Here is a 24,308-nt window from a genome sequence, read left to right on the forward strand (position 1 = left end):
CACCATGTCCGACTCCGCGTCCGACTCCGCACGCACCAGCAGTGTGATCGTCGCGGGGGCTCGCACTCCGATCGGCCGCCTGCTGGGCGGCCTCAAGGACCTCTCGGCCGCCGAGCTCGGCGGGGTCGCCATCAAGGGCGCGCTGGAGAAGTCGGGGGTGACCCCGGAGCAGGTCGACTACCTGATCATGGGCCAGGTGATCCTCGCGGGCGCCGGGCAGAACCCCGCCCGCAGCGCCGGCATCGCGGCCGGGCTGCCGATGAGCATGCCCTCCATCACCATCAACAAGGTGTGCCTGTCGGGCATCAACGCCATCGCGATGGCCGACCAGATGATCCGCGCCGGCGAGCACGAGATCGTCGTCGCCGGTGGCATGGAGTCCATGACCCAGGCGCCCCACCTGCTGCCGAAGTCGCGGGAGGGCATCAAGTACGGCAACACGCCGCTGGTGGACTCGATGGCCTACGACGCCCTCCACGACCAGGCCACGGACCAGGCCATGATCAGCCTCACCGACGGCTGCAACGCCGCGGGTGCCGGCCTGAGCCGTGAGGAGCAGGACGCCTTCGCCGCCCAGTCCCACCAGCGGGCCGCCCTGGCCTGGAAGAACGGCATCTTCGAGGACGAGGTCGTCCCGGTGACCATCAGCACCCGCAAGGGCGACGTCGTGGTCTCCGAGGACGAGGGAGTCCGCGGCGACACGACCGTCGAGACCCTCGCGGGGCTCCGGCCGGTCAACAAGGAGGGCACGATCACCGCGGGGTCGGCCTCCCAGATCTCCGACGGCGCGTGCGCCGTGGTCGTGATGAGCAAGGCGAAGGCCGAGGAGCTCGGGCTCACCTGGCTCGCCGAGATCGGTGCCCACGGTCAGGTCGCCGGCCCCGACTCGACGCTCCAGCTGCAGCCGGCCCGCGCCATCGAGAAGGCGGCGGACAAGCAGGGCATCCCGGTGTCCGACATCGACCTGTTCGAGCTCAACGAGGCCTTCGCCGCCGTCGGCATCGAGTCCGCCCGGCAGCTGGGCGCGTCCGAGGAGAAGGTGAACGTCAACGGCGGCGCCATCGCGCTGGGCCACCCGGTCGGCATGTCCGGCGCCCGGATCGTGCTCCACCTGGCCCTCGAGCTCAAGCGCCGCGGCGGCGGCACCGGCGCCGCGGCACTCTGCGGCGGCGGCGGTCAGGGCGACGCCCTGATCATCTCCGTCCCCGCCTGAATGGGTCGGCGGTCCTCCGGCAACGTCCCGGAGCTGGTCGAGCGCGCTCGCGAGGGCGACCCGCGAGCCGTGGCGCGGCTCATCTCCCTCGTGGAGGACGCCTCGCCGCTGCTGCGCGAGGTGATGGCCGGGCTGGCCCCCTACACCGGCAACGCGCAGGTCGTGGGCATCACCGGCGCGCCGGGGGTGGGCAAGTCCACCTCGACGAGCGCGTTGGTCTCGGAGCTGCGCAGCGCCGGCAAGCGGGTGGGCGTGCTGGCGGTCGACCCGTCCTCGCCGTTCTCCGGTGGCGCCCTGCTGGGTGACCGCGTGCGGATGCAGGACCACGCCCTGGACCGCGAGGTCTACATCCGCTCGATGGCCTCCCGTGGCCACCTCGGCGGGCTGTCGTGGACGACCCCCCAGGCGCTGCGCGTGCTCGACGCCGCCGGCTGCGACGTGGTGCTGGTCGAGACGGTCGGGGTGGGGCAGAGCGAGGTGGAGATCGCCGGGCTGGCCGACACGACCATGGTGCTGCTCGCGCCGGGCATGGGTGACGGCATCCAGGCGGCGAAGGCGGGCATCCTCGAGATCGGTGACCTCTACGTCGTCAACAAGGCCGACCGCGACGGCGCGGACCAGGTGCGCCGCGAGCTGCGCTCGATGCTGGCGCTCGCCGACCGGCCCGAGGGCGCGTGGCGTCCGCCGATCGTGAAGACCGTCGCGGCGAAGGGGGAGGGCCTCGACGAGGTCGTGGCCGAGATGGACAAGCACTTCGCGTGGCTCTCCGAGTCCGGGGAGCTGCAGGGTCGTCGTACTCGCCGGGCTCGCGACGAGATCGAGGCGATCGCCGTCACCGCCCTGCGCGAGAGGTGGGGAGACGTGCACGGCCGGAGCGAGCTCGACGACCTGGCCGCAGGAGTGGCGGCGGGGGAGTCGGACCCCTACACCGCGGCCGACGCGCTGCTGGAGTCCTTCGCCGACTGACCGCGTGCCGTTGGCGCGACACGCACCCGCTCGTCACCTCCGGGTCACGTGGCGTCGCGACGGTGACCGCGTGCGTGTGGCGATCGTCAGTGAGTCCTTCTTCCCGTCCGTCAACGGCGTCGCGAACTCCGTGCGGCACGTCGTCGAGCAGCTCGTCGCGCTCGGCCACGAGCCGCTCGTGGTGACGCCGGGGCCGGGACCCGACCACCACCGGGGGGTCCCCGTGGTGCGTGTCCGTTCCCTGGGCCTGCCCCGCTACCGGGACTTCCCGGTAGCCCTGCCGGACCGGGCCGTCGAGAGCGCCCTCGTCGAGTTCCGCCCGGACGTCGTCCACCTCGCCTCTCCCTTCGTCATCGGTGCCGCAGGCCTGCGCGCCGCGCGTCGGCTGGGTGTCCCGACGGTGGCGATCTACCAGACCGACGTCGCCGGGTTCGCCCGCCAGTACGGCGTGCGTGCGGACCTGCTCGTCGACCGGTGGGTCGCCCGCCTCCACCGGCGGGTGGACCGGACCCTGGTGCCCTCGACAGCGTCGTTCGACCAGCTGAACGCCCTCGGCGTCGACGACCTGCACCTGTGGCGGCGCGGCGTCTCCCTGGACCTCTTCGACCCCTCTCGCCGCGACGCTGCGCGGCACGCGACGCTGTCCCGCGGCGGGCGTGACGTGCTCGTCGGCTACGTCGGACGGCTCGCGCCGGAGAAGCAGGTGCGTCGTCTTGCCGAGATCTGCCGGATCCCCGGGGTGCGTCTCGTCGTCGTCGGCGACGGGCCCGAGCGGCGCTGGCTCGGCGACCACCTCCCGGGTGCCCACTTCACCGGGCAGCTGCAGGGTGACCACCTCGCGACCGCGTTCGCGACGCTCGACGTCTTCGTCCACCCGGGCACCTCGGAGACCTTCTGCCAGACCGTGCAGGAGGCGCAGGCCAGCGGGGTGCCGGTCGTCGCCGCGGCCGCCGGCGGACCACTGGACCTGGTCGACCACGGCCGAACCGGTCTGCTCTTCGAGCCGCGCGACGAGCACTCCCTCTGGCGGAGCGTGGTCGCGCTCGCCCGGGACGCCGAGCTGCGGGCGCGGCTGGCCTGCGCCGGTCGCGAGGCGGTGGCCTCCCGCTCCTGGCATGCCGTCGTCGAGGAGCTCGTCGACGAGCACTACCGGGTCGTGGCGCACCGCCCGCGTGCGATCGCCTGAGGCGCGGGCGAGGAACCCGGGCGCGCCTCGCCGGGACTCGGCCGCACGGCTGATAGGCATGGACGTTGCCCTCGCCCTCACCTGATCGGAGTGTGTCCGTTATGAGCGCCAAGAAGGCGTTGCTCGCCGTCGTGGTGGTCTTTCTCGGGTTCTGGATGTTCACCGACCCCAGCGGCCTCGCCGAGGCCGCCACGTCGGGAGCCGGCCAGACCTGGTCCCTCGCCGAACAGCTGTTCCGGGCGGTCATCCGGTTCTTCGGCGCCCTGGTCTGACGCGGCTCCCATGGGTCTGCTGGGCGGCGTCACCGATCCCGACATCCGTCGGCACCTGCTGCGTGACGAGGGCGAGGTCATCGTCGACGAGGTCCGCAAGCACTGGGTGGCCTACGTCCGGTCGGCCGTCGAGTCGCTCCTGGCGCTGGCGCTGGTCGTGGCGGTTCCCTTCCTCCACCTCGACCTGGCCTGGCTGCCGATGCTGCTGGCGCTGGGGCTGCTGCTCCACGCGGGGTGGCGCGCGCTGCAGGCACGGGTCGACCGCTTCGTGATCACCAACATGCGGGTCTTCCGGGTCCACGGGGTGCTGAGCCGACAGCTGGCGACGATGCCGCTCTCGCGGATCCTCGACATCACGGTGGCCAAGCCGCTGGTCGGCCGCTTGCTGGGCTACGGGCACTTCGTGTTCGAGTCCGCAGCCCAGGAGCAGGGGCTCCGCGACATCCGCCACGTGGGCCGGCCCGACGACCGGGACCTCGCGATCCAGCGCGTGGTGCAGCGCTCCGGGCTCCGCGGTCCCCGCGTGGTCAACTAGGGTCACCGCCGTGGCGCGACTGCCCTTCGACCCGATCGACGAGGCAGCCCGTCAGTGGGCCGACCACTGGACGGGCGTGCCGGCCATGCACGCCGTCACCTCGCTGATGCGGGTGCAGCAGCTGGTGATCGGGCGGCTCGACGCGATCCTCAGGCCCCACGGGCTGACCTTCGCCCGCTACGAGGCCCTGGTGCTGCTCACGTTCTCCTCCCGGGGCTCGCTGCCGCTGGGCAAGATGGGGGAGCGGCTGCAGGTCCACCCCACCTCGGTGACCTCGATCGTGCGCAAGCTCGAGGCCGACGGACATGTCCGCCGCTACCCGCACCCGGACGACGGCCGGGCGGTGCTGGCCGAGATCACCCCAGCGGGGCGTGCGCTCGTGGAGGTCGCCACGGCCGACCTCGTCGGCGCCGACTTCGGGCTGGGCGTGCTCGACGACGACGGGCTCCGCGAGCTCTCGGAGCTGCTGCGGCCGGTCCGCCGGGCGGCAGGCGACTTCTGAGCAGGAGCCGACCCCGCCGGGAATGGCCGAATTTAGTTGGGCGTCCTACTATTTGCGGCATGGCCGACTCCGTTCGCACCCGCTGGCAGGAACGCTACGAGCAGTCCCGGGTCCGGGACGCCGACTTCACGACGCTGTCGGGGATGGAGGTCGAGCCGGCGTACGGCACCGAGGAGTCCGAGTGGCCCGGCGAGTTCCCCTTCACGCGCGGGCTCTACGCCACCGGCTACCGCGGCCGCACCTGGACGATCCGTCAGTTCGCGGGGTTCGGCAACGCCGAGCAGACCAACGAGCGCTACCACATGATCTTGCAGCGCGGGGGTGGCGGACTGTCGGTCGCCTTCGACATGCCGACGCTGATGGGGCGCGACTCCGACGACCCCCAGAGCCTGGGGGAGGTCGGACACTGCGGCGTGGCCGTCGACTCGGTCGCCGACATGGAGACGCTGTTCCGCGGCATCGACCTCGGCGACGTCACCACCTCGATGACCATCAGTGGCCCGGCCGTGCCCGTCTTCTGCATGATGCTCGTGGCCGCCGAGCGCGCCGGGGTCGACACCGGCAGCCTCAACGGCACGCTGCAGACCGACATCTTCAAGGAGTACATCGCCCAGAAGGAGTGGCTCTTCGGGCCCGAGCCGCACCTGCGGCTGGTCGGCGACCTCATGGAGTACTGCGCCGAGAAGATCCCGGCGTACAAGCCGCTGTCGGTGTCCGGCTACCACATCCGCGAGGCCGGATCGACCGCGGCGCAGGAGCTGGCCTTCACCCTGGCCGACGGGTTCGGCTACGTCGAGCTGGGCCTGTCCCGCGGGCTCGACGTCGACCGCTTCGCCCCCGGCCTGTCCTTCTTCTTCGACGCCCACGTCGACTTCTTCGAGGAGATCGCCAAGTTCCGCGCCGCCCGGCGGATCTGGGCGCGCTGGCTGCGCGACGTCTACGGCGCCCAGACCGACAAGGCGCAGTGGCTGCGGTTCCACACGCAGACCGCGGGCGTCTCCCTGACCGCCCAGCAGCCCTACAACAACGTCGTCCGCACGGGCATCGAGGCGCTGGCCGCGGTGCTCGGTGGCACCAACAGCCTCCACACCAACGCCCTCGACGAGACCCTGGCGCTGCCCAGCGAGCAGGCTGCCGAGATCGCGCTGCGCACCCAGCAGGTGATCATGGAGGAGACCGGTGTCGTCAACGTCGCGGACCCGCTCGGCGGCAGCTGGTACGTCGAGGCGCTGACCGACCAGATCGAGGCCGAGGCCAACGCGATCTTCGACCGGATCCTGGCCCTCGGCGGGAGCACCCTGACCCACGCCGACACCGAGGGCCTGGCCACGGCCACCCGCAACGGGGAGAACCCCGTCACCCGCGGCCTGCTGCAAGGCATCGAGGACGGCTGGTTCATGTCCGAGATCGCGGAGGCGGCCTTCCAGTACCAGGTCGCCCTGGAGAAGAAGGACAAGAAGATCGTCGGCGTCAACTGCCACGAGCACTCCGTCACCCACGACCTGGAGATCCTGCGCGTCAGCCACGAGGTCGAGGTGGAGCAGGTACGGGCACTCAGCGAGCGCAAGGCCGGCCGGGACGAGGCCGCGGTCAGCGCGGCCATCCAGCGCATGGTCGAGGTCGGCCGCACCGAGGACAACATGATCGAGGCGATGCTCGATGCCTGCCGCGCCGAGGCCACGCTGGGCGAGATCTGCGACGCCCTGCGGGCCGAGTGGGGCGAGTACCGGGAGCCGGCGCGCTTCTGACCCGCCCGGTCAGGGCTTCAGCCAGGAGCTGAGGTCCCGGCCGATCAGCTCCGCCAACCGCTCGTTCGACTCGGTGTAGTGCTCGGTCAGCCGGGCCCGCGTCTCCGGCGACATCGGCGTGTAGGCCGCGGCGGCCTGGGCTCCCGACTCGTCGACGACCCGGTACTTGTTGCTGCGCGGGAACTCCAGGTGCTCGGCCGGCTGCGGGTCGACGCCGAGGAACTCCAGCACCGCCCGCATCGTGCCCACCTGGTCGCGGGACACGTCGTCGAGGAGCAGCACGTGCACCCGCTCCCGACCGTGGTTGGCGAACAGCGCCTCGACCTGGGAGGCGTAGTGGCCGCGGTCGACGTAGGCGAACCCGATCCGCTTCTTCACCTGGTCCCGAGCCCGCCGCTCGGGCTCGGCCTCGATGGCTTCCTCGAAGGTCTCGAGCGTCTCGTCGCCCAGGCGCCGTTTGTGCCAGTAGTGGGAGTAGGCACGGTCGACCGGGTTGCGCAGGATCACCAGGATGCGTGCCTCGGGCAGGGTCGCGCCGAGCCGCTCGCGGGCGACCGGGTCGTACATGTAGGCGGGGGTGGCCTCGCCGACCTGCCGGTGGTGCGGGCGGGGCGTGAACTGCGACTCGTACCACTCCAGCCCGCGGCGGTACCGCCGGTCGAAGAAGTGGAGCTCCTTGGGGCGGGAGATGTGGATCTCCCGGTGCTTCCGGAGAGCCTCGCTGAGCGAGGTGGTGCCGCACTTCTGGGCGCCCGCGATCACGAACGTGGGCAGCGGCATCGAGGTCCTTCCGGGTCGCGGTGACGAGGAGGATCACCCTACGTCACCCGGGGGCGAGGACCGGGCGGCCGGGCTCCCTAGGATGGCGGCATGACGCAGCAGCCGTTCAGCCGTCCCGGAGCCGTCGACCTCTCTGCCCTGCAACGTCCAGCAGGTGCCCCCACCGGCGGGGCCGGCGCCGGTGCCGAGGGCGGGGCGCCGGCAGGCGGGTCGGCGTACGCCGTGCAGATCAGCGAGCAGAACTTCCAGACCACGATCGAGGCGTCGATGACGGCGCCCGTGCTCATGGTGTTCTACTCACGCTCCCGGATGCCCGAGAGCGGTCAGCTGGCCGACGACCTCGCCGCGCTGTCCGGCGAGTTCGAGGGCCGGTTCCTCGCCGGTCTCGTCGACATCGACGCGGTGCCCTCGATCGCCCAGGCCATGCAGATCCCCTCGGTGCCCCTCGTGGTGGCGATCGTCGACGGGCGACCCATGCCCCTGCTGCAGGACGTGGTCCCGATCGAGGAGCTGCGGCAGGCGCTGACACAGGTGATGCAGCAGCTCACCGCGCAGGGGGTCGCCGGCCGCCACCAGCCGCGGGGCTCCCAGCCGGCCGAGGGCGAGGAGGCTGACGAGGGTCCCGCCGCCGACCCGCGCTACGCCGCCGCCCAGGCCGCCCTCGCGGCCGACGACGCCGACGGCGCCGTGGCCGAGTACCAGAAGCTGGTCGACGCCAACCCTGCCGACGCCGAGGCTGCCGCGGGCCTCGCCATGGCGAAGGTGCTCCAGCGCACCCGCGGTGTGGACCTGCAGGCGGCGCGCGAGGCCGCGGCGGCGAACCCCGACGACGTCGACGCCCAGACCCTGGTCGCCGACCTCGACCTGCTCGGCGGCCACGTCGACGACGCCTTCCAGCGGCTCGTCGACCTCGTGCGGAGGACGTCGGGCAAGGAGCGCGACAGCGCCCGCGAGCACCTGCTCGGCCTCTTCGGTGCCGTGGGGAACGACGACGTGAGGGTCCTGCGGGCCCGGCAGCAGCTGGCCTCCGCCCTGTTCTAGCGGCCAGTTCCAGCGGCGTGGTTCCTGCGGCTAGCGCCGGGCGAGCACCGAGCGACCCGCCTCGAGTCGCGCCACGGGCACCCGGAAGGGCGAGCACGAGACGTAGTCGAGGCCGACGCGGTCGAAGAAGTGGATGGAACGCGGGTCGCCACCGTGCTCGCCGCAGATGCCGACCTTGAGGTCGGGTCGGGTGTGCCGTCCCTTCTCCGTGCCCATCTCCACCATGCCTCCCACCCCCAGCTGGTCCAGCGACTCGAAGGGAGAGACGTCGAAGATGCCGTGGTCGAAGTAGCGCGAGAAGAACGCGGCCTCCACGTCGTCGCGGGAGAAGCCCCACGCCATCTGCGTCAGGTCGTTGGTGCCGAAGGAGAAGAACTCCGCCGAGCCGGCGATCCGGTCGGCCAGGAACGCCGCGCGCGGGAGCTCGATCATGGTGCCGACGGTGAACTCCGGGCGGACGCCGCGCTGCTCCTCCACCTCCTCGGCCACGCCGAGGATGTCGTGCTTGACCACGTCGAGCTCCCGCACGCTGGCCACCAGCGGGATCATGATCTCGGGCAACGGGCGCCCTCCGGCCTCCAGCCGGTCGGCCGACGCCTCCAGGATCGCCCGGGCCTGCATGGCGAACAGGCCGGGGATCTGGATGCCGAGCCGCACCCCTCGCATCCCCAGCATCGGGTTCTGCTCGTGGAGCCGACGGACGTGCTCGAGCAAGCGGATGTCGCGCTGGTCGGCGCCGCCGTCCTGCTCGGCGAGGGCGACCTTCACCGACAGCTCGGTGTAGTCGGGCAGGAACTCGTGGAGGGGCGGGTCGATGAGCCGGATGGTGACCGGCAGCCCGTCCATCGCCTCCAGGATTTCCGTGAAGTCCTGCCGCTGCAGCGGCAGCAGCTCGTCGAGTGCGGCGTGCTGGCTCTCCTCGTCCTCGGCGACGATGAGCTGCTCGACCAGTGCCCTGCGCTCGCCGAGGAACATGTGCTCGGTGCGGCAGAGCCCGATGCCCTGGGCGCCGAAGCGCCGGGCGCGGGCGGCGTCGTCCGGGGTGTCGGCGTTGGCCCGGACGCGCAACCGCCGCGCGCCGTCGGCGTGCGCCATGACCCGCCCCACGGCATCGACCAGGTCGTCGTCGACCTTCTCGCCCTCGAAGTGGCGCACCACGAGCGCGTCCGAGACGGGCACCTCGCCCGCGAAGACCTCGCCGGTCGTGCCGTCGATGCTGATGACGTCACCCTCGCGGACGGTCTCGCCGTCGCGGACGCGGAACTCGCGCGCGCCCGCGTCCACGTCGAGGGCCTCGGCGCCGCAGACGCAGGTGCGGCCCATCCCGCGGGCGACCACCGCCGCGTGGGAGGTCTTGCCCCCGCGGCTCGTGAGGATGCCGCGTGCCGCGACCATGCCACGCAGGTCGTCGGGGTTGGTCTCCTTGCGGACGAGGATGACGTCCTCCCCGCGCTCGGCCCACTCCACGGCGGTGTCGGAGTCGAAGACGGCCTTCCCCACCGCCGCCCCGGGGGAGGCGTTCATGCCGGTGGCGAGCAGGGTGCGCTCGGCGCGCTCGTCGAAGCGCGGGAACATCAGCTGGGCGAGCTGGTCACCGGTGACCCGCCGCACGGCCTCGTCCATCTCGATGAGCCCCTCGTCGACCATGTGGATGGCGATCCTGAACGCCGCCTCCGGGGTGCGCTTGCCCACCCGGGTCTGCAGCATCCAGAGCTTGCCCCGCTCCACCGTGAACTCGATGTCGCACATGTCGCGGTAGTGCCGTTCCAGCCGCGCCATGATCGCCAGCAGGTCGGCGTACGACGTCGGGTCGATGTCCTCGAAGTCGGCCAGCGAGACCGTGTTGCGGATGCCGGCGACGACGTCCTCGCCCTGCGCGTTCTGCAGGTAGTCGCCGTAGACCCCCTGGTTGCCGCTGGCCGGGTCGCGCGTGAAGGCCACCCCTGACCCGGAGTCCATCCCGAAGTTGCCGAAGACCATCGCCTGCACGTTGACGGCCGTGCCGAGGTCCTCGGGAATGCGCTCCTGGCGCCGGTAGAGGCGGGCGCGATCGGTGTTCCAGGAGTCGAAGACCGCCCGGATCGCCAGCTCCATCTGCTCGCGGGGGTCCTGGGGGAAGGGCCGGCCGGCCTGCTTCTCGATGATCTCCTGGAACACTGTCACGACCTGCCGCAGGTCGTCGGCGTCGAGGTCGAGGTCGTCGTCGGAGCCCTTGGCCCGCTTCGCCTCGTCGAGGGCCGCCGAGAAGTGCTCCCCGCCGACGTGGAGGACGGTGGCGCCGAACATCTGCAGCAGCCGCCGGTAGGAGTCCTGGGCGAACCTCTCGTTGCCGGACTGACGCGCCAGGCCCGCGACAGACTCGTCGTTGAGCCCGATGTTGAGGACGGTCTCCATCATCCCGGGCATCGAGAACTTCGCGCCGGACCGGACGCTGACCAGCAGCGGGTCCTCGGCCGCCCCCAGCCGGCGTCCCATCGCCTCCTCGAGCCGCGCGAGGTGGACGTCGACCTCCTCGGCCAGCCCCTCGGGCATCCCATCGCCGGCGAGGTAGCCGCGACACGCCTCCGTCGAGATCGTGAAGCCCGGTGGGACGGGCAGGCCGAGGTTGGTCATCTCCGCGAGGTTGGCGCCCTTGCCGCCGAGGAGGTCCTTCTGGTCCTTGTTGCCCTGGTGGAAGTCGAAGACGAGAGCCATGCGCCGATCCAACTCCCTCGCGCCGCGTTTGGCGAGTGCCGCCGCGGGGCGGCGTCAGGGTGTGTCGGGGGAGCGGCCGCTCTCGGCGTACGCCGGACCGCCGTCGTGCACGTTGGCGAGTGCTGCCGCGACCCGCCGGGCCGTGAAGTCGGCGCAGCGCTCGACGACCTGCTCCATGGTGCAGAACTCGGCGGCACGGATCTCGCGCGTCTCCTTCACGACCGCGTCGAGCAGCGAGGGATCGTGGACGCCGCCGTCGAACACCAGGCACAGGGCGTCGTCCCAGCCGCCCCAGGGGGGCAGCCAGTCCGTCAGCAGCAGCCGGCCGGCCGGGAGGTCGAGGGCGAGTTCCTCGGCCACCTCCCGGCTCACGGCCCGCTGGGGGGACTCGCCGACCTCCACGACACCGCCGGGCAGGTCCCAGTCACGCTTGTAGGTCAGCTGGCAGAGCAGCACGCGGTCGGCCGGGTCACGGACCAGCAGCTGGCTGATGCCGCGCTTGCGCGGCAGGAAGGAGTTCAGGAGCGCCCGGAAGCCACCGGGCTCGGTGATCGGCGGGTCGGACGCCAGCCGGGCGAACAGCACGGTGTCGTGGCGGTCGCCGCGGAGGACCTCACGCCCGCGCATCACGCCCTCGCGTTGCAGCCCGGCGCGGGTGGCGAGCCGCTTCGAGCGCTCGTTGGCGGTGTTGACGTAGGCCTCGATCCGGACCAGGCCCAGCTGGTCGACCGCCCAGTCCACCAGCATCCGCACCGCCCGCACGCCGTAGCCGCGTCCCCGATGACCGGCGTACAGGGTCCAGGAGAGCTCGCCGATGTGGTCGTCCTTGACCCGCACCTCGACGTTGCCCACCACCGCACCCTCCGCCTCGACCAGGAAGTTGACGGTAGTGCCGTCCTCCCACCCCTGCCGCCACCGGCGGATGGCGTCCCGCTGCTCGGCCTCGGTGGGGGAGGCGTGCTCGGAGCCGAACCACTGGGCGATCTCCTCGTCGTGGCCCGCGACGCCGGCGGCCACGTCGGCGTCGGTCCAGGGACGGAGCGTCACTGTGCCGTCGGTCAGGGTCGGCTGGTCGCTCACGCGGTCACCCTAGCCACCGCCCGAGACCCCTCCTCGCTGCTCCGACGGCCGGCCGGCTCGCGTGCTCAGCTGGTGCGTCGCAACCACACCGTGGCGAGCGGCGGCACCGTGATGTCGGCGTACGCCGGCTGGCCGTGGTGCTCGCCCTCGACCCCCGTCACCGACCCCAGGTTGCCGACACCGGATCCGGTGTAGGTGTCGCTGTCGGTGTTGAGGACCTCCGCCCAGGTGCCGGCCGCGGGCAGCGGGAGCCGGTAGTCGCCGTGCGGGCTGGGGGAGAAGTTGGACACGCACACCAGCGGTTCGCCGTCGGCGGAGCGACGGAGGAACGAGAACACGTTGCGGCTGGCGTCGTCGGCGTCGAGCCAGGCGAATCCCTCCGGGTCCTGGTCGGAGGTCCAGAGCGTCGGGGTCTCCCGGTAGACCCGGTTGAGGTCGCGCACCAGCGACTGCACGCCGCGGTGCTCGGGGTGGTCGAGCAGCCACCAGTCGAGCTCGCGGGCCTCGGCCCACTCCGACTCCTGGCCGATCTCCGCGCCCATGAACACCAGCTGCTTGCCCGGGTGGGCCCACATGTAGGCGAGGTAGGCGCGCAGGTTGGCCAGCTGCTGCCACCGGTCGCCGGGCATCTTGCGAAGCAGCGAACCCTTGCCGTGGACGACCTCGTCGTGGCTCAGCGGCAGCACGTAGTGCTCGGACCACGCGTACACGATCGAGAACGTCATCTCCCCGTGGTGCCAGGCCCGGTGGACCGGGTCACGCTCGAGGTAGCCCAGGGAGTCGTGCATCCACCCCATGTTCCACTTGAGGTGGAAGCCGAGCCCGTCGGCCGAGGTCGGCCGGGTCACGCCGGGCCACGAGGTCGACTCCTCCGCGATCGTGAGCGCGCCGGGCACCCGCTTGCCGACGGTGCCGTTCATCTCCTGGAGGAACTGCACGGCCTCGAGGTTCTCGCGCCCGCCGTGCACGTTCGGGCTCCACTGGTCGGGCTCGCGCGAGTAGTCCAGGTAGAGCATGGAGGCGACCGCGTCGACGCGGAGCCCGTCGATGTGGAACTCCTCCAGCCAGTAGAGGGCGTTGGCCACCAGGAAGTTGCGCACCTCCCGGCGACCGAAGTCGAAGATGTAGGTCCCCCAGTCGGGATGCTCCCCGCGTGACGGGTTCGGGTCCTCGTAGAGCGGCGTGCCGTCGAACCGGGCCAGGGCGAAGTCGTCCTTGGGGAAGTGGGCCGGCACCCAGTCGACGATGACGCCGATGCCCGCCTGGTGGAGCCGGTCCACGAGGTGCCGGAACCCGTCGGGGTCGCCGAAGCGCGAGGTCGGTGCGTAGTAGGAGGTGACCTGGTAGCCCCACGACCCCCCGAAGGGGTGCTCCATCACAGGCAGGAACTCCACGTGGGTGAAGCCGAGGTCGGTGAGGTAGGGCACCAGCTCGTCGGCCAGCTCGGCGTACGACAACGGCGTGCCGTGCCGGCGGCGCCACGAGCCGAGGTGGACCTCGTAGGTCGACATCGGCTCCACGAGCGCCTGCCGCGAGGCACGCGCCGCCATCCACTCGTCGTCACCCCAGGCGTAGGTCGACTCGAACACGACCGAGGAGGTGGCCGGCGGCACCTCGGTGTGGAAGGCCATCGGGTCGGCCTTCTCCCGCCACTGGCCGTCGGCGCCGAGGATCAGGAACTTGTAGCCCGTGCCGCTGCCGATGTCGGGGACGAACAGCTCCCAGACGCCCGAGGTGCCGAGCTGGCGCATCGGGTGCTCACGGCCGTCCCAGTGGTTGAAGGACCCCTTGACCCGCACCCCCTTGGCCGAGGGCGCCCAGACCGCGAACGCGGTCCCGGTGACGACGTCGCCGAGGGGGCCCTCGTAGCGGTGGACGTGGGTGCCAAGCACCTCCCACAGGTTCTCGTGGCGGCCCTCGTTGATGAGGTGAAGGTCGGTCTCACCCAGGGTCGGCAGGAAGCGGTAGGGGTCGTCCAGCGTCGTCGGGGCGCCGTCGTAGGTGACCTCCAGCCTGTAGTCGGGCACCTCGCTGTCGGGCAGCACGCCGACCCAGACACCGCCGTGCTCGTGCTCCAGCGGCACCCGGGTGTCGCCGTAGCGGACCACCACCGAGGACGCGAGCGGCTTGAGCGCACGGACCGTCACCGCACCGTCGTGCTCGTGCGGTCCGAGCACGGCGTGCGGGTGGCCGTGCTCGCCGCGCACGAGCAGCTCCAGCTCGTGGGTCGGGACGGGGATCGGGGTGCTGGTGCTCATGACGTCCTCACTCGGGCGATGGCGGCCAGGGGGATGGCCACCCAGGTCGGTCGGTTCCGGGCCTCGTAGACGGTCTCGTAGACCGCTTTGTCCGCGACGTACGCCGACAGCAACGCATCCTCCTCGTCGGTCAGGTCGTGCTGGGCGTAGGCGTCCAGGAACGCCGTGCGGTTGCGGCGCGACCACTCGGCTGCCCGGTAGGCACGCTGCTCGACACCGAGGGCGTCAGCGTCGGAGTAGGTGCGCTCGACGACCTGGGGGGCGTAGTCGAAGGACCGGAGCATGCCGGCGACGTCGCGCCACGGGGAGTCCGGGAGCACCCGCTCGGCCAGCGGCTTCGCCGGCTCGCCCTCGAAGTCGACGATCTTCCACCCCTTGACGGTGCGCAGCGTCTGCCCGAGGTGGAGGTCGCCGTGGACCTGCTGGATCTCCACGTCGGACAGGTCGGCGACGGCGTCGAAGACCCGGCGCAGCCGGTCGGCGTAGTCCTCGAGCTCGGGGACCACGCCGAGTGCCGCGTCGAGGCGCGCGTGCATTGCGGCGGTCAGCTCGGCCTGCTCGCCGGTGGTGCGCCGCCGGGTCGGGAAGTGCTCGGCGAGGGTCTCGTGGGTCTCGCGCAGCGCGACGCCCAGCCGGGACGCCTCGGCGGCGAAGTCACCTCCGACCTCCTCGGCGTGCAGGTCGCCCTCGGCGAAGAGGTTGCGGACGCTCGCGAGCGCGAGCTCCCAGCCGTCGCTGGCCGTGCGGAGGAACTGCTGGAGCATCCCGAGCTGCAGCACCTCTCCCTCGACGAGGGAGTCGGTCTCGAGCCAGCCGTAGAGGGCCGCGACGTGGTCGGAACCGGCACGGGTCAGCACCTCGTGGACGCTGATGTCGGGGTTGCGGCCGGGCGTGATCTTGCGGAAGAGCTTGAGGAGCGAGTCGTCGCCGAAGGCGACGGAGGAGTTGGACTGCTCACCGGAGAAGAGCGTGGAGTGCGTCTCCAGGTCGAGGTCGTGGCCCGGCAGCCGCTCGAAGCGGAGCGGACCCTCCGCCGGCGGGGCGTCGAAGGCCGTCAGCAGGTGAGCCATCGCCGCCCGGTCGTGGACCGCGTCGTAGACGACGCACGGCCCGAGGTCGGGGTCGTCGGCCTCGCCCACCCTCGCGTGGTCGAGGGCCTCCTGCGGCTTGGCGTAGCAGGAGAGCGGGAGCTGGTAGTACTCCTTGCCGCCCTCCGCGTCGTCGTAGGCGACGGTCACCAGGTCGACCACGAGGCCGGGCCCGCCGTCCGCGAGGGAGCCGAGCACCCCGAGGCGGCGGACGCCCTCGAGCCGGAACGGCCGGCCCTTGCCGCCGAACCAGCGCGCGCCGGCGACGAACTCGTCGAGTGGCAGGGTCACCCCGTGGTCCCTTCGTCGGTGGCGGGTCGGGTCAGGCGGAACCAGTAGAAGCCGTACCCACCCAGCGTCAGGAGATACGGCAGCTCGCCGATGGGAGGGAACGGCACCCCGCCGAGCAGCTCCACCGGGACCATGCCCTCCCACCGACGCAGGTCGAGCTCGACCGGCTGCGGGAAGCGGGAGAGGTTGTTGACGCACAGGATCATGTCCTGGCGCCCGGTGGCCTCGACGGTGTGCTCGCGCGCGTAGGACAGCACGCTGGGGTTGGAGCCGCCGAGGTCGCTGAAGCTGCCGAGCCCGAAGGCGGGGTGGTCGCGACGTGCGTGGATGATGCGCCGGGTCCAGTGCAGCAGGGACGAGGAGTTCTCCAGCTGGGCCTCCACGTTGACGCTCTGGTAGCCGGTGACCGGGTCCTGGATCAGCGGCAGGTGGAGCTTGCCCGGCGTCGCGGCCGAGAAGCCGGCGTTCCGGTCGGGCGTCCACTGCATGGGGGTGCGTACGCCGTCGCGGTCACCGAGCCAGATGTTGTCGCCCATCCCGATCTCGTCGCCGTAGTACAGGACGGGTGACCCGGGCAGGGAGAGCAGCAGCGCCGTGAACAGCTCCATCCGGTTGATGTCGTGCTCGAGCAGCGGAGCGAGACGGCGGCGGATCCCGATGTTGGCCTTCATCCGCGGGTCCTTGGCGTACTCGGCCCACATGTAGTCGCGGTCCTCGTCGGTGACCATCTCGAGCGTCAGCTCGTCGTGGTTGCGCAGGAAGATGCCCCATTGGCACCCGTCCGGGATGGCGGGGGTCTGGGCCATGATCTCGCTGATGGGGTAGCGCGACTCACGGCGGACCGCCATGAAGATGCGCGGCATCACGGGGAAGTGGAAGGCCATGTGGCACTCGTCCCCGCCGACGGCCGGGTCGCCGAAGTACTCCACGACGTCGTCAGGCCACTGGTTGGCCTCGCAGAGCAGCACGGTGCCGGGGTACTTCTCGTCCACGAACGTGCGGACCTTCTTGAGGAACTCGTGGGTCTCCGGCAGGTTCTCCCCGTTGGTGCCCGGTCGCTCGTAGAGATAGGGGACGGCGTCGAGACGGAACCCGTCGAGGCCCATCGCGAGCCAGAAGTCCATCGCGTCCAGCATCGCCTCGTGGACCTTCGGGTTGTCGAAGTTGAGGTCGGGCTGGTGGTGGAAGAAGCGGTGCCAGAAGTACTGGCCGCGCTGCTGGTCGAAGGTCCAGTTGGACGGCTCGGTGTCGACGAAGATGATCCGGGCGTCGGCGTAGAGCTCGTCGGTGTCGGACCACACGTAGAAGTCGCCGTAGGGGCCGTCGGGGTCGCGGCGTGACTCCTGGAACCACGGATGGGCGTCGCTGGTGTGGTTCATGACGAAGTCGATGATCACGCGGATGCCCCGCTGGTGGGCCTCGTCGATGAACAGCTTGAAGTCGTCGACCGTCCCGCACTCCGGGAGGATGTCGGTGTAGTCCGCGACGTCGTAGCCGCCGTCGCGCAGCGGTGAGGTGAAGAACGGCGGCACCCAGAGGCAGTCCACGCCGAGCCACTCGAGGTAGTCGAGCTTCTCGATGAGACCGCGGAAGTCGCCGGTGCCGTCGCCGTCGGAGTCGCGGAAGGACCGGACCAGCACCTCGTAGAAGACGGCTGTCTTGAACCACTCGGGGGTGTCGCCGAGCGGCTGGAGCCGCGCGGGGTCGATCGGCTCGTCGGCCACCACCTCGGTCATCGGCCGCTCCTGACCGTCAGCACGTGGGCCGGCTCGTGGCCGGGGTCGAGGCGGACGTAGTTGTGCTCGCCCCACGACCAGGTCTCACCGGTCAGCTCGTCGTGGACCAGCATCGTGTCGTGCCAGTCGCGCCCGATGGCCGGCATGTCGAGGTGGACGGTCGTCTCGCGGGTCGCGTGCGGGTCGAGGTTGACGACCACGACGACGAGGTCGTCACCGTGGTGCTTGCTGTAGGCGATGACGTGGTCGTCGTCGGTGCGGTGGACGACCAGGTTGCGCAGGAGCTGCAGCGCGGGGTGGGCGCGACGCACCTCGTTGAGTCGCGTCAGGTACGGCGCCAGCGACCGGCCCTCCGCCTCGGCGGTCTCCCAGTCGCGGATCCGGATCTGGTACTTCTCCGAGTCGAGGTACTCCTCGCTGCCGGGTCGCACGGCCACGTGCTCGAACAGCTCGTAGCCGGCGTAGACGCCCCAGCTGGGGGAGGAGGTGGCCGCCAGCACGGCCCGGATCTTGAACGCCGCCGGCCCGCCGTACTGGAGGAAGGCGTGGAGGATGTCCGGGGTGTTGACGAAGAAGTTCGGCCGCATCAGGTGGTCGGTCTCGCGGGACAGCTCGCGCAGGTAGTCCTCGATCTCGCCGCGGGCCGTGCGCCAGGTGAAGTAGGTGTAGGACTGGTGGAAACCCACTGCGCCGAGGCCGCGCATCATCGCCGGCCGGGTGAACGCCTCGGACAGGAAGATCACGTCGGGGTCGGTGGTGCGCACCTCGCGCAGCAGCCACTCCCAGAACGCCACCGGCTTGGTGTGGGGGTTGTCGACGCGGAAGATCCGCACCCCGCGGTCCATCCAGAACCGGACGATCCGCAGCATCTCCGCGGAGATCCCGCTCGGGTCGTTGTCGAAGTTGAGGGGATAGATGTCCTGGTACTTCTTGGGTGGGTTCTCGGCGTGCGCGATCGTGCCGTCGGCGCGGGTCGTGAACCACTCGGGGTGGCTGTCCACCCAGGGGTGGTCGGGCGCCGCCTGGAGCGCGTAGTCGAGCGCCACCTCCAGCCCCAGGGAGTTGGCCCGGGCGACGAAGGCGTCGAAGTCCTCCATCGTCCCGAGGTCGGGGTGGATGGCGTCGTGGCCCCCGTCCTTGCTCCCGATCGCCCACGGGGACCCCGTGTCGTCGGGGCCGGGCTCGAGGGTGTTGTTGGGTCCCTTGCGGTTGACCTCGCCGATGGGGTGGATGGGCGGCAGGTAGATCACGTCGAAGCCCATGGCCGCCACCGCGTCGAGTCGCTTGGCGGCCGTGCGGAACGTGCCGCTGGTGACCTTGCCGGTCTTCTCGTTGAGGGTCGCGCCCTCCGAGCGTGGGAAGAACTCGTACCAGCTGCCGAAGAGGGCCCGGCTGCGGTCGGCGTAGGCCGGGAAGGGGCCCTCGACCGTGACCAGGTCGCGCAGCGGGTGCTCGAGGAGGACGGCAGCGAGCTCGGGCGCCTGCAGCGCGGCCAGCCTCGCCTCGACCGGCCGGGTGGTGTCGGTGGCGGCCTCGACGCCGCTGCGGACCACGGCGGCCGCCTTCTTCTCGCCCTTGCCGAGGTCGGCCAGCACCCGCTCGAGCAGCAGGCGGCCCTCCAGGAACATCAGGTCGACGTCGACCCCCGCCGGGATCTTGATGCCCGCGTCGTGCTGCCAGGTGGCGATCGGGTCCGACCACGCCTGGATCTCGAAGGTCCAGGCGCCCTCGGCGTCGGGGGTGACCCAGGCCAGGTAGTGGTCGGGCTGGTCGCCCTCCCGGTGCAGCCGCACCGGAGGGCGGCGCACGCCGTCGGGGCCGGTGAGCACGACCTCGGCCCCCAGCTTGTCGTGCCCCTCCCGGAAGACGGTCGCGGTGACAGGGAAGGGTTCGCCCACCGTGGCCTTCGCCGGCTGTCGTCCGAGGTCGACGACGGGCATGACGTTCATGACGGGGATGCGTCCGACCATGGATCCACACTTGCGAACTCCGGGGGGCCGCGCAAGCCGGATCCCCCCGATCCGCCCAGATGTTGGATCGTTCAAGTCGTTGGCGCTACCGTCGTCCGGTGCGTGCAATTCGTCGATTCACCGTCCGCCCCGTCCTGCCGCCGGCCCTGGCCGCCCTCGGGACGCTCGCGGGCAACCTCCGCTGGTGCTGGCACCCGCCCACCCAGGACGTCTTCGCCGCCGTGGACTCCGAGCTGTGGGAGTCCACCGGCCGCGACCCGGTCCGGCTGCTGGGTGCCGTCGACCCCGCCCGGTTGGAGGCCCTGGCCGCTGACCAGGCCTTCCTGGACCTGCTCGGCGGGGCCGCTGCCGACCTCGAGCGCTACCTGAACGGCGACAGCTGGTTCCAGAAGCAGGCCGAGGCGCCACGGTCGATCGCCTACTTCTCCCCGGAGTTCGGCATCACCGCGGTGCTGCCGCAGTACTCCGGCGGCCTCGGGATCCTCGCGGGTGACCACCTCAAGGCAGCCTCCGACCTCGGCGTGCCGCTGGTGGGCGTCGGCCTGCTCTACAAGCACGGCTACTTCACCCAGTCCCTCTCCCGCGAGGGCTGGCAGCAGGAGACCTACCCGGTGCTCGACCCCGACGAGCTGCCGCTGTCCCTCCTCCACGAGGAGGACGGCTCGCGGGCGCTCGTCACCCTGACCCTCGCCGGCGGGGAGGAGCTGGTGGCCCGGATCTGGGTCGCCCACGTGGGCCGGGTCCCGCTGCTGCTCCTCGACACGGACGTCGAGCAGAACCCCGACCACTTCCGGGCCGTCACCGACCGCCTGTACGGCGGCAACAGCGAGCACCGGCTGCGTCAGGAGCTGCTGCTCGGCATCGGCGGCGTTCGGGCGCTCCGGGCCTGGTCCCGGATCACCGGGGCACCGGAGCCGGAGGTCTTCCACACCAACGAGGGGCACGCCGGCTTCCTCGGCATCGAGCGGATCCGCGAGCTCTCCGTGGCCGGCTCGGGCCCGGAGCTCGACTTCGACACCGCCCTGGAGGTGAGTCGAGGCTCGACCGTGTTCACCACCCACACGCCCGTGCCGGCGGGGATCGACCGGTTCCCGCGCGAGCTCGTGGAGCAGTACTTCGCCGGCGCCTCACCGGTGCCCGGCGTCCCCGTCGACCGGGTGCTGGCCCTCGGCACCGAGGACTACGAGGGCGGTGACCCCGGCGTCTTCAACATGGCCGTGATGGGCTTCCGGCTCGCACAGCGCGCCAACGGCGTCTCCCAGCTCCACGGACACGTGTCGCGGGAGATGTTCAACGGCCTGTGGCCCGCGTTCGACGAGGCCGAGGTCCCGATCACCTCGATCACCAACGGCGTGCACGGGCCGACGTGGGTGGGCCGGGAGGTCTTCGAGCTCGCGGAGGCACACGGCGCCGACGGCGGGGCCGACGACGCCGACTCGTTCTGGGCCACGGTGGACAAGATCCCCGGCCCCGAGATCTGGGCGACCAAGCGGGTGCTGCGGCAACGCCTCATCGAGGACGCCCGTCGGCGGCTCACCGACTCGTGGACCCGGCGGGGCGCCTCGCCCGCCGAGCTCGGCTGGATCGACTCCGTCCTCGACCCCGACGTGCTGACCATCGGCTTCGCGCGACGCGTGCCGTCCTACAAGCGGCTCACCCTGATGCTCTCCGACCCGGAGCGGCTCAAGTCGCTGCTGCTCCACCCGGAGCGTCCGGTGCAGCTCGTCATCGCCGGCAAGGCGCACCCCGCCGATGACGGCGGCAAGAAGCTGATCCAGGAGATCGTCCGCTTCGCCGACGACCCGGAGGTGCGGCACCGCATCGTCTTCCTGCCCAACTACGACATCGGCATGGCACAGCCGCTCTACCCCGGCTGCGACGTGTGGCTCAACAACCCGCTGCGTCCCTACGAGGCGTGCGGCACCTCCGGCATGAAGGCGGCCCTCAACGGTGGCCTGAACCTGTCGATCCTCGACGGCTGGTGGGACGAGTGGTTCGACGGCAGCAACGGCTGGGCCATCCCGTCCGCCGACGGCCTCGAGGACCCCGACCGCCGGGACGACCTCGAGGCGACGGCGCTCTACGACCTCATCGAGAACGAGGTGGCGACCCGCTTCTACGACGTCGGGGAGGACGGCGCCCCCGGACGCTGGCTGGAGATGGTCCGCCACACGCTGAAGTCCCTCGGTCCCAGGGTGCTCGCGACCCGGATGGTCCGTGACTACGTCCGTCAGCTCTACACCCCGGCTGCCGTGACCGGTCGCAAGCTCAACGCGGACTACAAGGGCGCCGCCCAGCTCTCGCAGTGGAAGCACCGGGTCCGGGAGGGCTGGTCCGGCGTCCGCGTCGAGCACGTGGAGAGCAGCGGCGTCGGCGACGCTCCTGAGATCGGGACCCTGCTCTCGGTGCGCGCCTTCGTGTCGCTGGGTGACCTCTCGCCAGAGGACGTCGAGGTCCAGCTGGTGCACGGCGTGACCGACAGCGAGGACCAGCTGGTGTCCAGCCAGAGCGAGGCGCTCACCCTCGCCGAGAGCTACCAGGGTGGGCGGCACCGGTTCGACGGGTCGGTCACCCTGGCACGCAGCGGTGCCTTCGGCTACACGGTCCGGGTGGTGCCCCGCCACGACCTGCTCGCCAGTGCCGCCGAGCTCGGCGTCGTCGCGCTGCCAGCCTGACCGGACCCGCCTGACCGACCCGGTGGATCCGGTCTGGCGGGTCAGGTCTGGCGCAGCACCACGACGGACCGGGCGTCGAGGTCGAGCGCCTGCCCGACCTCGACAGGGCTGCCGACCGTGATGGCGGGGTCGGTGCTCAGCACGACCTCTCCGGTGCGCACCCACGCGTTCTCGGGGAGCAGCGCCGTGACGGGCTCCGCGCCGGCGTTGCACCAGGTCACGAAGGAGGCGTCCCGCTGCTGCTCCCCACGCCTGCCCGGGGAGCGCAACGGGTCGCCGGACACGAACATGCCGAGCACCTGCAGGGTGTCGTCGTACCAGTCGTGCTGGCGCATCTCCCGGCCCTCCGGGTGCAGCCACGCCAGGTCCTTCGGGCCACCGTCGATGGTCGGGGCGCCGACGAAGTGGTGCCGCTGCCGCAGGGCCGGGTGCTCGCGCCGCAGCCGCAGCGCCGCCTTCACCACCTCGTAGACGTCGAGCCAGGCGTCGTCGGGCCGCCAGTCGACCCAGGAGATCTCGTTGTCCTGGCAGTAGGCGTTGTTGTTGCCGCGCTGGGTGCGGCCGCGCTCGTCCCCCGCGGTGATCATCGGTGAACCCGAGGACAGGCACAGCGTGACCATCATGTTCATCGCCTGACGACGCCGCAGCCGCTGCACGGACTCGTCGTCGGTCTCTCCCTCGACCCCGTGGTTGCACGAGCGGTTGTCGGGGGACCCGTCGCGGTTGCCCTCGCCGTTGTCCTCGTTGTGCTTGTGCTCGTAGGAGACGGCGTCGCGGATCGTGAACCCGTCGTGGGCCGTGACGAAGTTGACCGACGTGTAGGGCGAGCGGCCGTCGTCCGCGTAGAGGTCCGAGGACCCCGCCATCCGGCTCGCCAGCTCGCGGACGCCGTGGGACGCGCCCCGCCAGAAGTCCCGCACGGTGTCCCGGTAGCGGTCGTTCCACTCCACCCACGGTGGGGGGAACGAGCCGACCTGGTAGCCGTCCATGGAGGCGTCCCACGGCTCGGCGATCAGCTTGACGTGCCGCAGCACCGGGTCCTGCCCGATGGTGGTGAGGAACGCCCCCGCCATGTCGACGTCGTGCCCGGTCCGCGCGAGCGCGGACGCGAGGTCGAACCGGAAGCCGTCGACGTGCATCTCGGTCACCCAGTAGCGCAGGGAGTCGAGGATCAGCCGCAGGGCGCCGGTGTTGGTCGTGTCGACGGTGTTGCCGCAGCCCGTGACGTCCCAGTAGGCGTCGCCCCCGGTGCCGGACCGCTTGTAGTAGCCGAAGTCGTCGAGTCCGCGGAAGCTGTAGCTCGGCCCGTCGGGACCGCCCTCGGCGGTGTGGTTGTAGACGACGTCGAGGATGACCTCGATGCCGGCGGTGTGGAAGTTGCGCACCATCTGCTTGAACTCGGTCACCTGCTGGCCCCGGTCGCCGGTCGAGGAGTACGCCGCGTGCGGGGCGAAGAAGCCGAGGGAGTTGTAGCCCCAGTAGTTGACCAGGCCGCGCTCGGCGACGGCGGGCTCCGTCGCGAACTGGTGCACCGGCAGCAGCTCCACCGCCGTCACCCCGAGGTCGTTGAGGTAGCGGGTGACGGTGTGGGAGCCCAGCCCCGCATAGGTCCCGCGCAGCTCCGGTGGGATCTCGTTGTGCAGGGCGGTGAAGCCCTTCACGTGGAGCTCGTAGATGACGGTGTCGCGCCACCGGGTGCGGAGCGGGAGGTCCTCACCCCAGTCGAAGTCGTCGTGCACGACGACCGAGCGGGGGACGGCGGGCGCCGAGTCGAGGGTGCTGCGCCGCGAGGGGTGGGCGGTGTCGTGGGGGAGTGTGGCCGGGCCGGGGGTCACCCCGCCGCTGACCGCGCGCGCGTAGGGGTCGAGGAGCAGCTTCTCGGGGTTGAAGCGGCGCCCGTGGGCGGGGTCCCAGGGACCGTCGGCCCGGTACCCGTAGCGCTGCCCCACCTGGACGCCGGGGATCGCCCCGTGCCAGACCCCGAGGGTGTGCTCCGTGAGGCGGTGCCGGACCTCCGCGCCGTCGTCGTCGAACAGGCAGACCCACATCGCCGTCGACTCCGGTGACCACACCGCGAAGTTGGTGGCCTCGGCGGCCCACGTCGCCCCGAGCAGCTGGTGGAAGCCGGGCCACACCGGGGCGGTCTCGTCACGATGGCGCCAGCGCCAGGTGTTGTGGCTCACCGACCCATTCAAGCCCATGGGGCTGCCGACACGCCGACGCGGCCTCGTAGGCTCGCGCCACCACCCGCACTCGACGGAGGAGTCACCAGC

17 protein-coding genes are annotated in these 24,308 nt (G+C 71.4%); 9 read left to right on the forward strand and 8 right to left on the reverse strand.

The features are described 5' to 3' along the window. The first annotated feature begins 4 nt into the window (after positions 1-4). From K6T13_RS05965 to icmA, 7 genes are all read left to right on the forward strand, one after another. On the forward strand, positions 5-1,213 hold the full coding sequence (locus K6T13_RS05965) for an acetyl-CoA C-acetyltransferase (RefSeq protein ID WP_222897599.1): 1,209 nt from the start codon (positions 5-7) through the stop codon (positions 1,211-1,213). After that, the gene (meaB, locus tag K6T13_RS05970) at positions 1,214-2,179 is read left to right on the forward strand and encodes a methylmalonyl Co-A mutase-associated GTPase MeaB (protein ID WP_222897600.1); all 966 of its coding nucleotides are present in this window, start codon (positions 1,214-1,216) and stop codon (positions 2,177-2,179) included. A 70-nt stretch (positions 2,180-2,249) separates the two neighbouring features. After that, complete coding sequence (locus tag K6T13_RS05975) at positions 2,250-3,365, forward strand: glycosyltransferase family 4 protein (RefSeq protein WP_222897601.1); 1,116 nt, start codon at positions 2,250-2,252, stop codon at positions 3,363-3,365. 101 nt (positions 3,366-3,466) lie between these two features. After that, positions 3,467-3,637 carry a hypothetical protein gene (locus tag K6T13_RS05980; protein ID WP_222897602.1) on the forward strand — a complete coding sequence of 57 codons (171 nt, stop codon included), beginning with the start codon at positions 3,467-3,469 and terminating at the stop codon, positions 3,635-3,637. Positions 3,638-3,647: 10 nt separating this feature from the next. Continuing rightward, positions 3,648-4,172 (forward strand): PH domain-containing protein, encoded by a 525-nt coding sequence (locus tag K6T13_RS05985; protein ID WP_222897603.1) that lies wholly within the window; start codon positions 3,648-3,650, stop codon positions 4,170-4,172. 10 nt (positions 4,173-4,182) lie between these two features. After that, entirely contained in the window at positions 4,183-4,674 is a 492-nt protein-coding gene (locus K6T13_RS05990) for a MarR family winged helix-turn-helix transcriptional regulator (protein WP_222897606.1), read from the forward strand. A gap of 59 nt (positions 4,675-4,733) precedes the next feature. Continuing rightward, positions 4,734-6,422 carry a coenzyme B12-dependent isobutyryl-CoA mutase large subunit gene (icmA, locus tag K6T13_RS05995; protein ID WP_222897607.1) on the forward strand — a complete coding sequence of 563 codons (1,689 nt, stop codon included), beginning with the start codon at positions 4,734-4,736 and terminating at the stop codon, positions 6,420-6,422. Positions 6,423-6,431: 9 nt separating this feature from the next. Here icmA and K6T13_RS06000 read toward each other — a convergent pair whose 3' ends face one another. Continuing rightward, entirely contained in the window at positions 6,432-7,202 is a 771-nt protein-coding gene (locus tag K6T13_RS06000) for a sulfotransferase family protein (protein WP_222897608.1), read from the reverse strand. 90 nt (positions 7,203-7,292) lie between these two features. On the opposite strand from K6T13_RS06000, the gene K6T13_RS06005 reads away from it, so the two are divergent. After that, entirely contained in the window at positions 7,293-8,243 is a 951-nt protein-coding gene (locus K6T13_RS06005; RefSeq protein WP_222897609.1) for a co-chaperone YbbN, read from the forward strand. A 30-nt stretch (positions 8,244-8,273) separates the two neighbouring features. On the opposite strand, the gene ppdK is transcribed toward K6T13_RS06005, so the two are convergent. The 6 genes from ppdK to K6T13_RS06035 all read right to left on the reverse strand — a co-directional run bounded on the left by ppdK (position 8,274) and on the right by K6T13_RS06035 (position 19,360). After that, positions 8,274-10,937 carry a pyruvate, phosphate dikinase gene (ppdK, locus tag K6T13_RS06010; protein ID WP_222897610.1) on the reverse strand — a complete coding sequence of 888 codons (2,664 nt, stop codon included), beginning with the start codon at positions 10,935-10,937 and terminating at the stop codon, positions 8,274-8,276. A 54-nt stretch (positions 10,938-10,991) separates the two neighbouring features. Next, positions 10,992-12,017 carry an NUDIX hydrolase gene (locus tag K6T13_RS06015; protein WP_222897611.1) on the reverse strand — a complete coding sequence of 342 codons (1,026 nt, stop codon included), beginning with the start codon at positions 12,015-12,017 and terminating at the stop codon, positions 10,992-10,994. A gap of 65 nt (positions 12,018-12,082) precedes the next feature. Beyond that, complete coding sequence (gene glgB, locus K6T13_RS06020; RefSeq protein ID WP_222897612.1) at positions 12,083-14,275, reverse strand: 1,4-alpha-glucan branching protein GlgB; 2,193 nt, start codon at positions 14,273-14,275, stop codon at positions 12,083-12,085. Continuing rightward, the gene (locus K6T13_RS06025; protein WP_222897613.1) at positions 14,272-15,654 is read right to left on the reverse strand and encodes a maltokinase N-terminal cap-like domain-containing protein; all 1,383 of its coding nucleotides are present in this window, start codon (positions 15,652-15,654) and stop codon (positions 14,272-14,274) included. Before K6T13_RS06025 ends, glgB begins: the two co-directional genes overlap by 4 nt. Further along, a complete protein-coding gene (treS, locus tag K6T13_RS06030; protein ID WP_222897614.1) occupies positions 15,651-17,390 on the reverse strand; it encodes a maltose alpha-D-glucosyltransferase in 1,740 nt (579 codons plus the stop codon). The genes K6T13_RS06025 and treS overlap by 4 nt, the downstream gene beginning before the upstream one ends. Continuing rightward, positions 17,387-19,360, reverse strand: coding sequence for an alpha-1,4-glucan--maltose-1-phosphate maltosyltransferase (locus K6T13_RS06035; protein WP_222897615.1), 1,974 nt, complete (start codon positions 19,358-19,360; stop codon positions 17,387-17,389). The genes treS and K6T13_RS06035 overlap by 4 nt, the downstream gene beginning before the upstream one ends. Before the next feature lie 98 nt (positions 19,361-19,458). Between K6T13_RS06035 and glgP the strand changes: the two genes are divergently transcribed. Beyond that, positions 19,459-22,035 carry an alpha-glucan family phosphorylase gene (gene glgP, locus K6T13_RS06040; RefSeq protein WP_222897616.1) on the forward strand — a complete coding sequence of 859 codons (2,577 nt, stop codon included), beginning with the start codon at positions 19,459-19,461 and terminating at the stop codon, positions 22,033-22,035. Between the two features lie 41 nt (positions 22,036-22,076). Here glgP and glgX read toward each other — a convergent pair whose 3' ends face one another. Further along, complete coding sequence (glgX, locus tag K6T13_RS06045) at positions 22,077-24,218, reverse strand: glycogen debranching protein GlgX (protein WP_249423960.1); 2,142 nt, start codon at positions 24,216-24,218, stop codon at positions 22,077-22,079. Positions 24,219-24,308 lie beyond the last annotated feature (90 nt).

This window comes from Nocardioides coralli, assembly GCF_019880385.1.
In the GTDB taxonomy this organism is placed as follows: domain Bacteria; phylum Actinomycetota; class Actinomycetes; order Propionibacteriales; family Nocardioidaceae; genus Nocardioides; species Nocardioides coralli.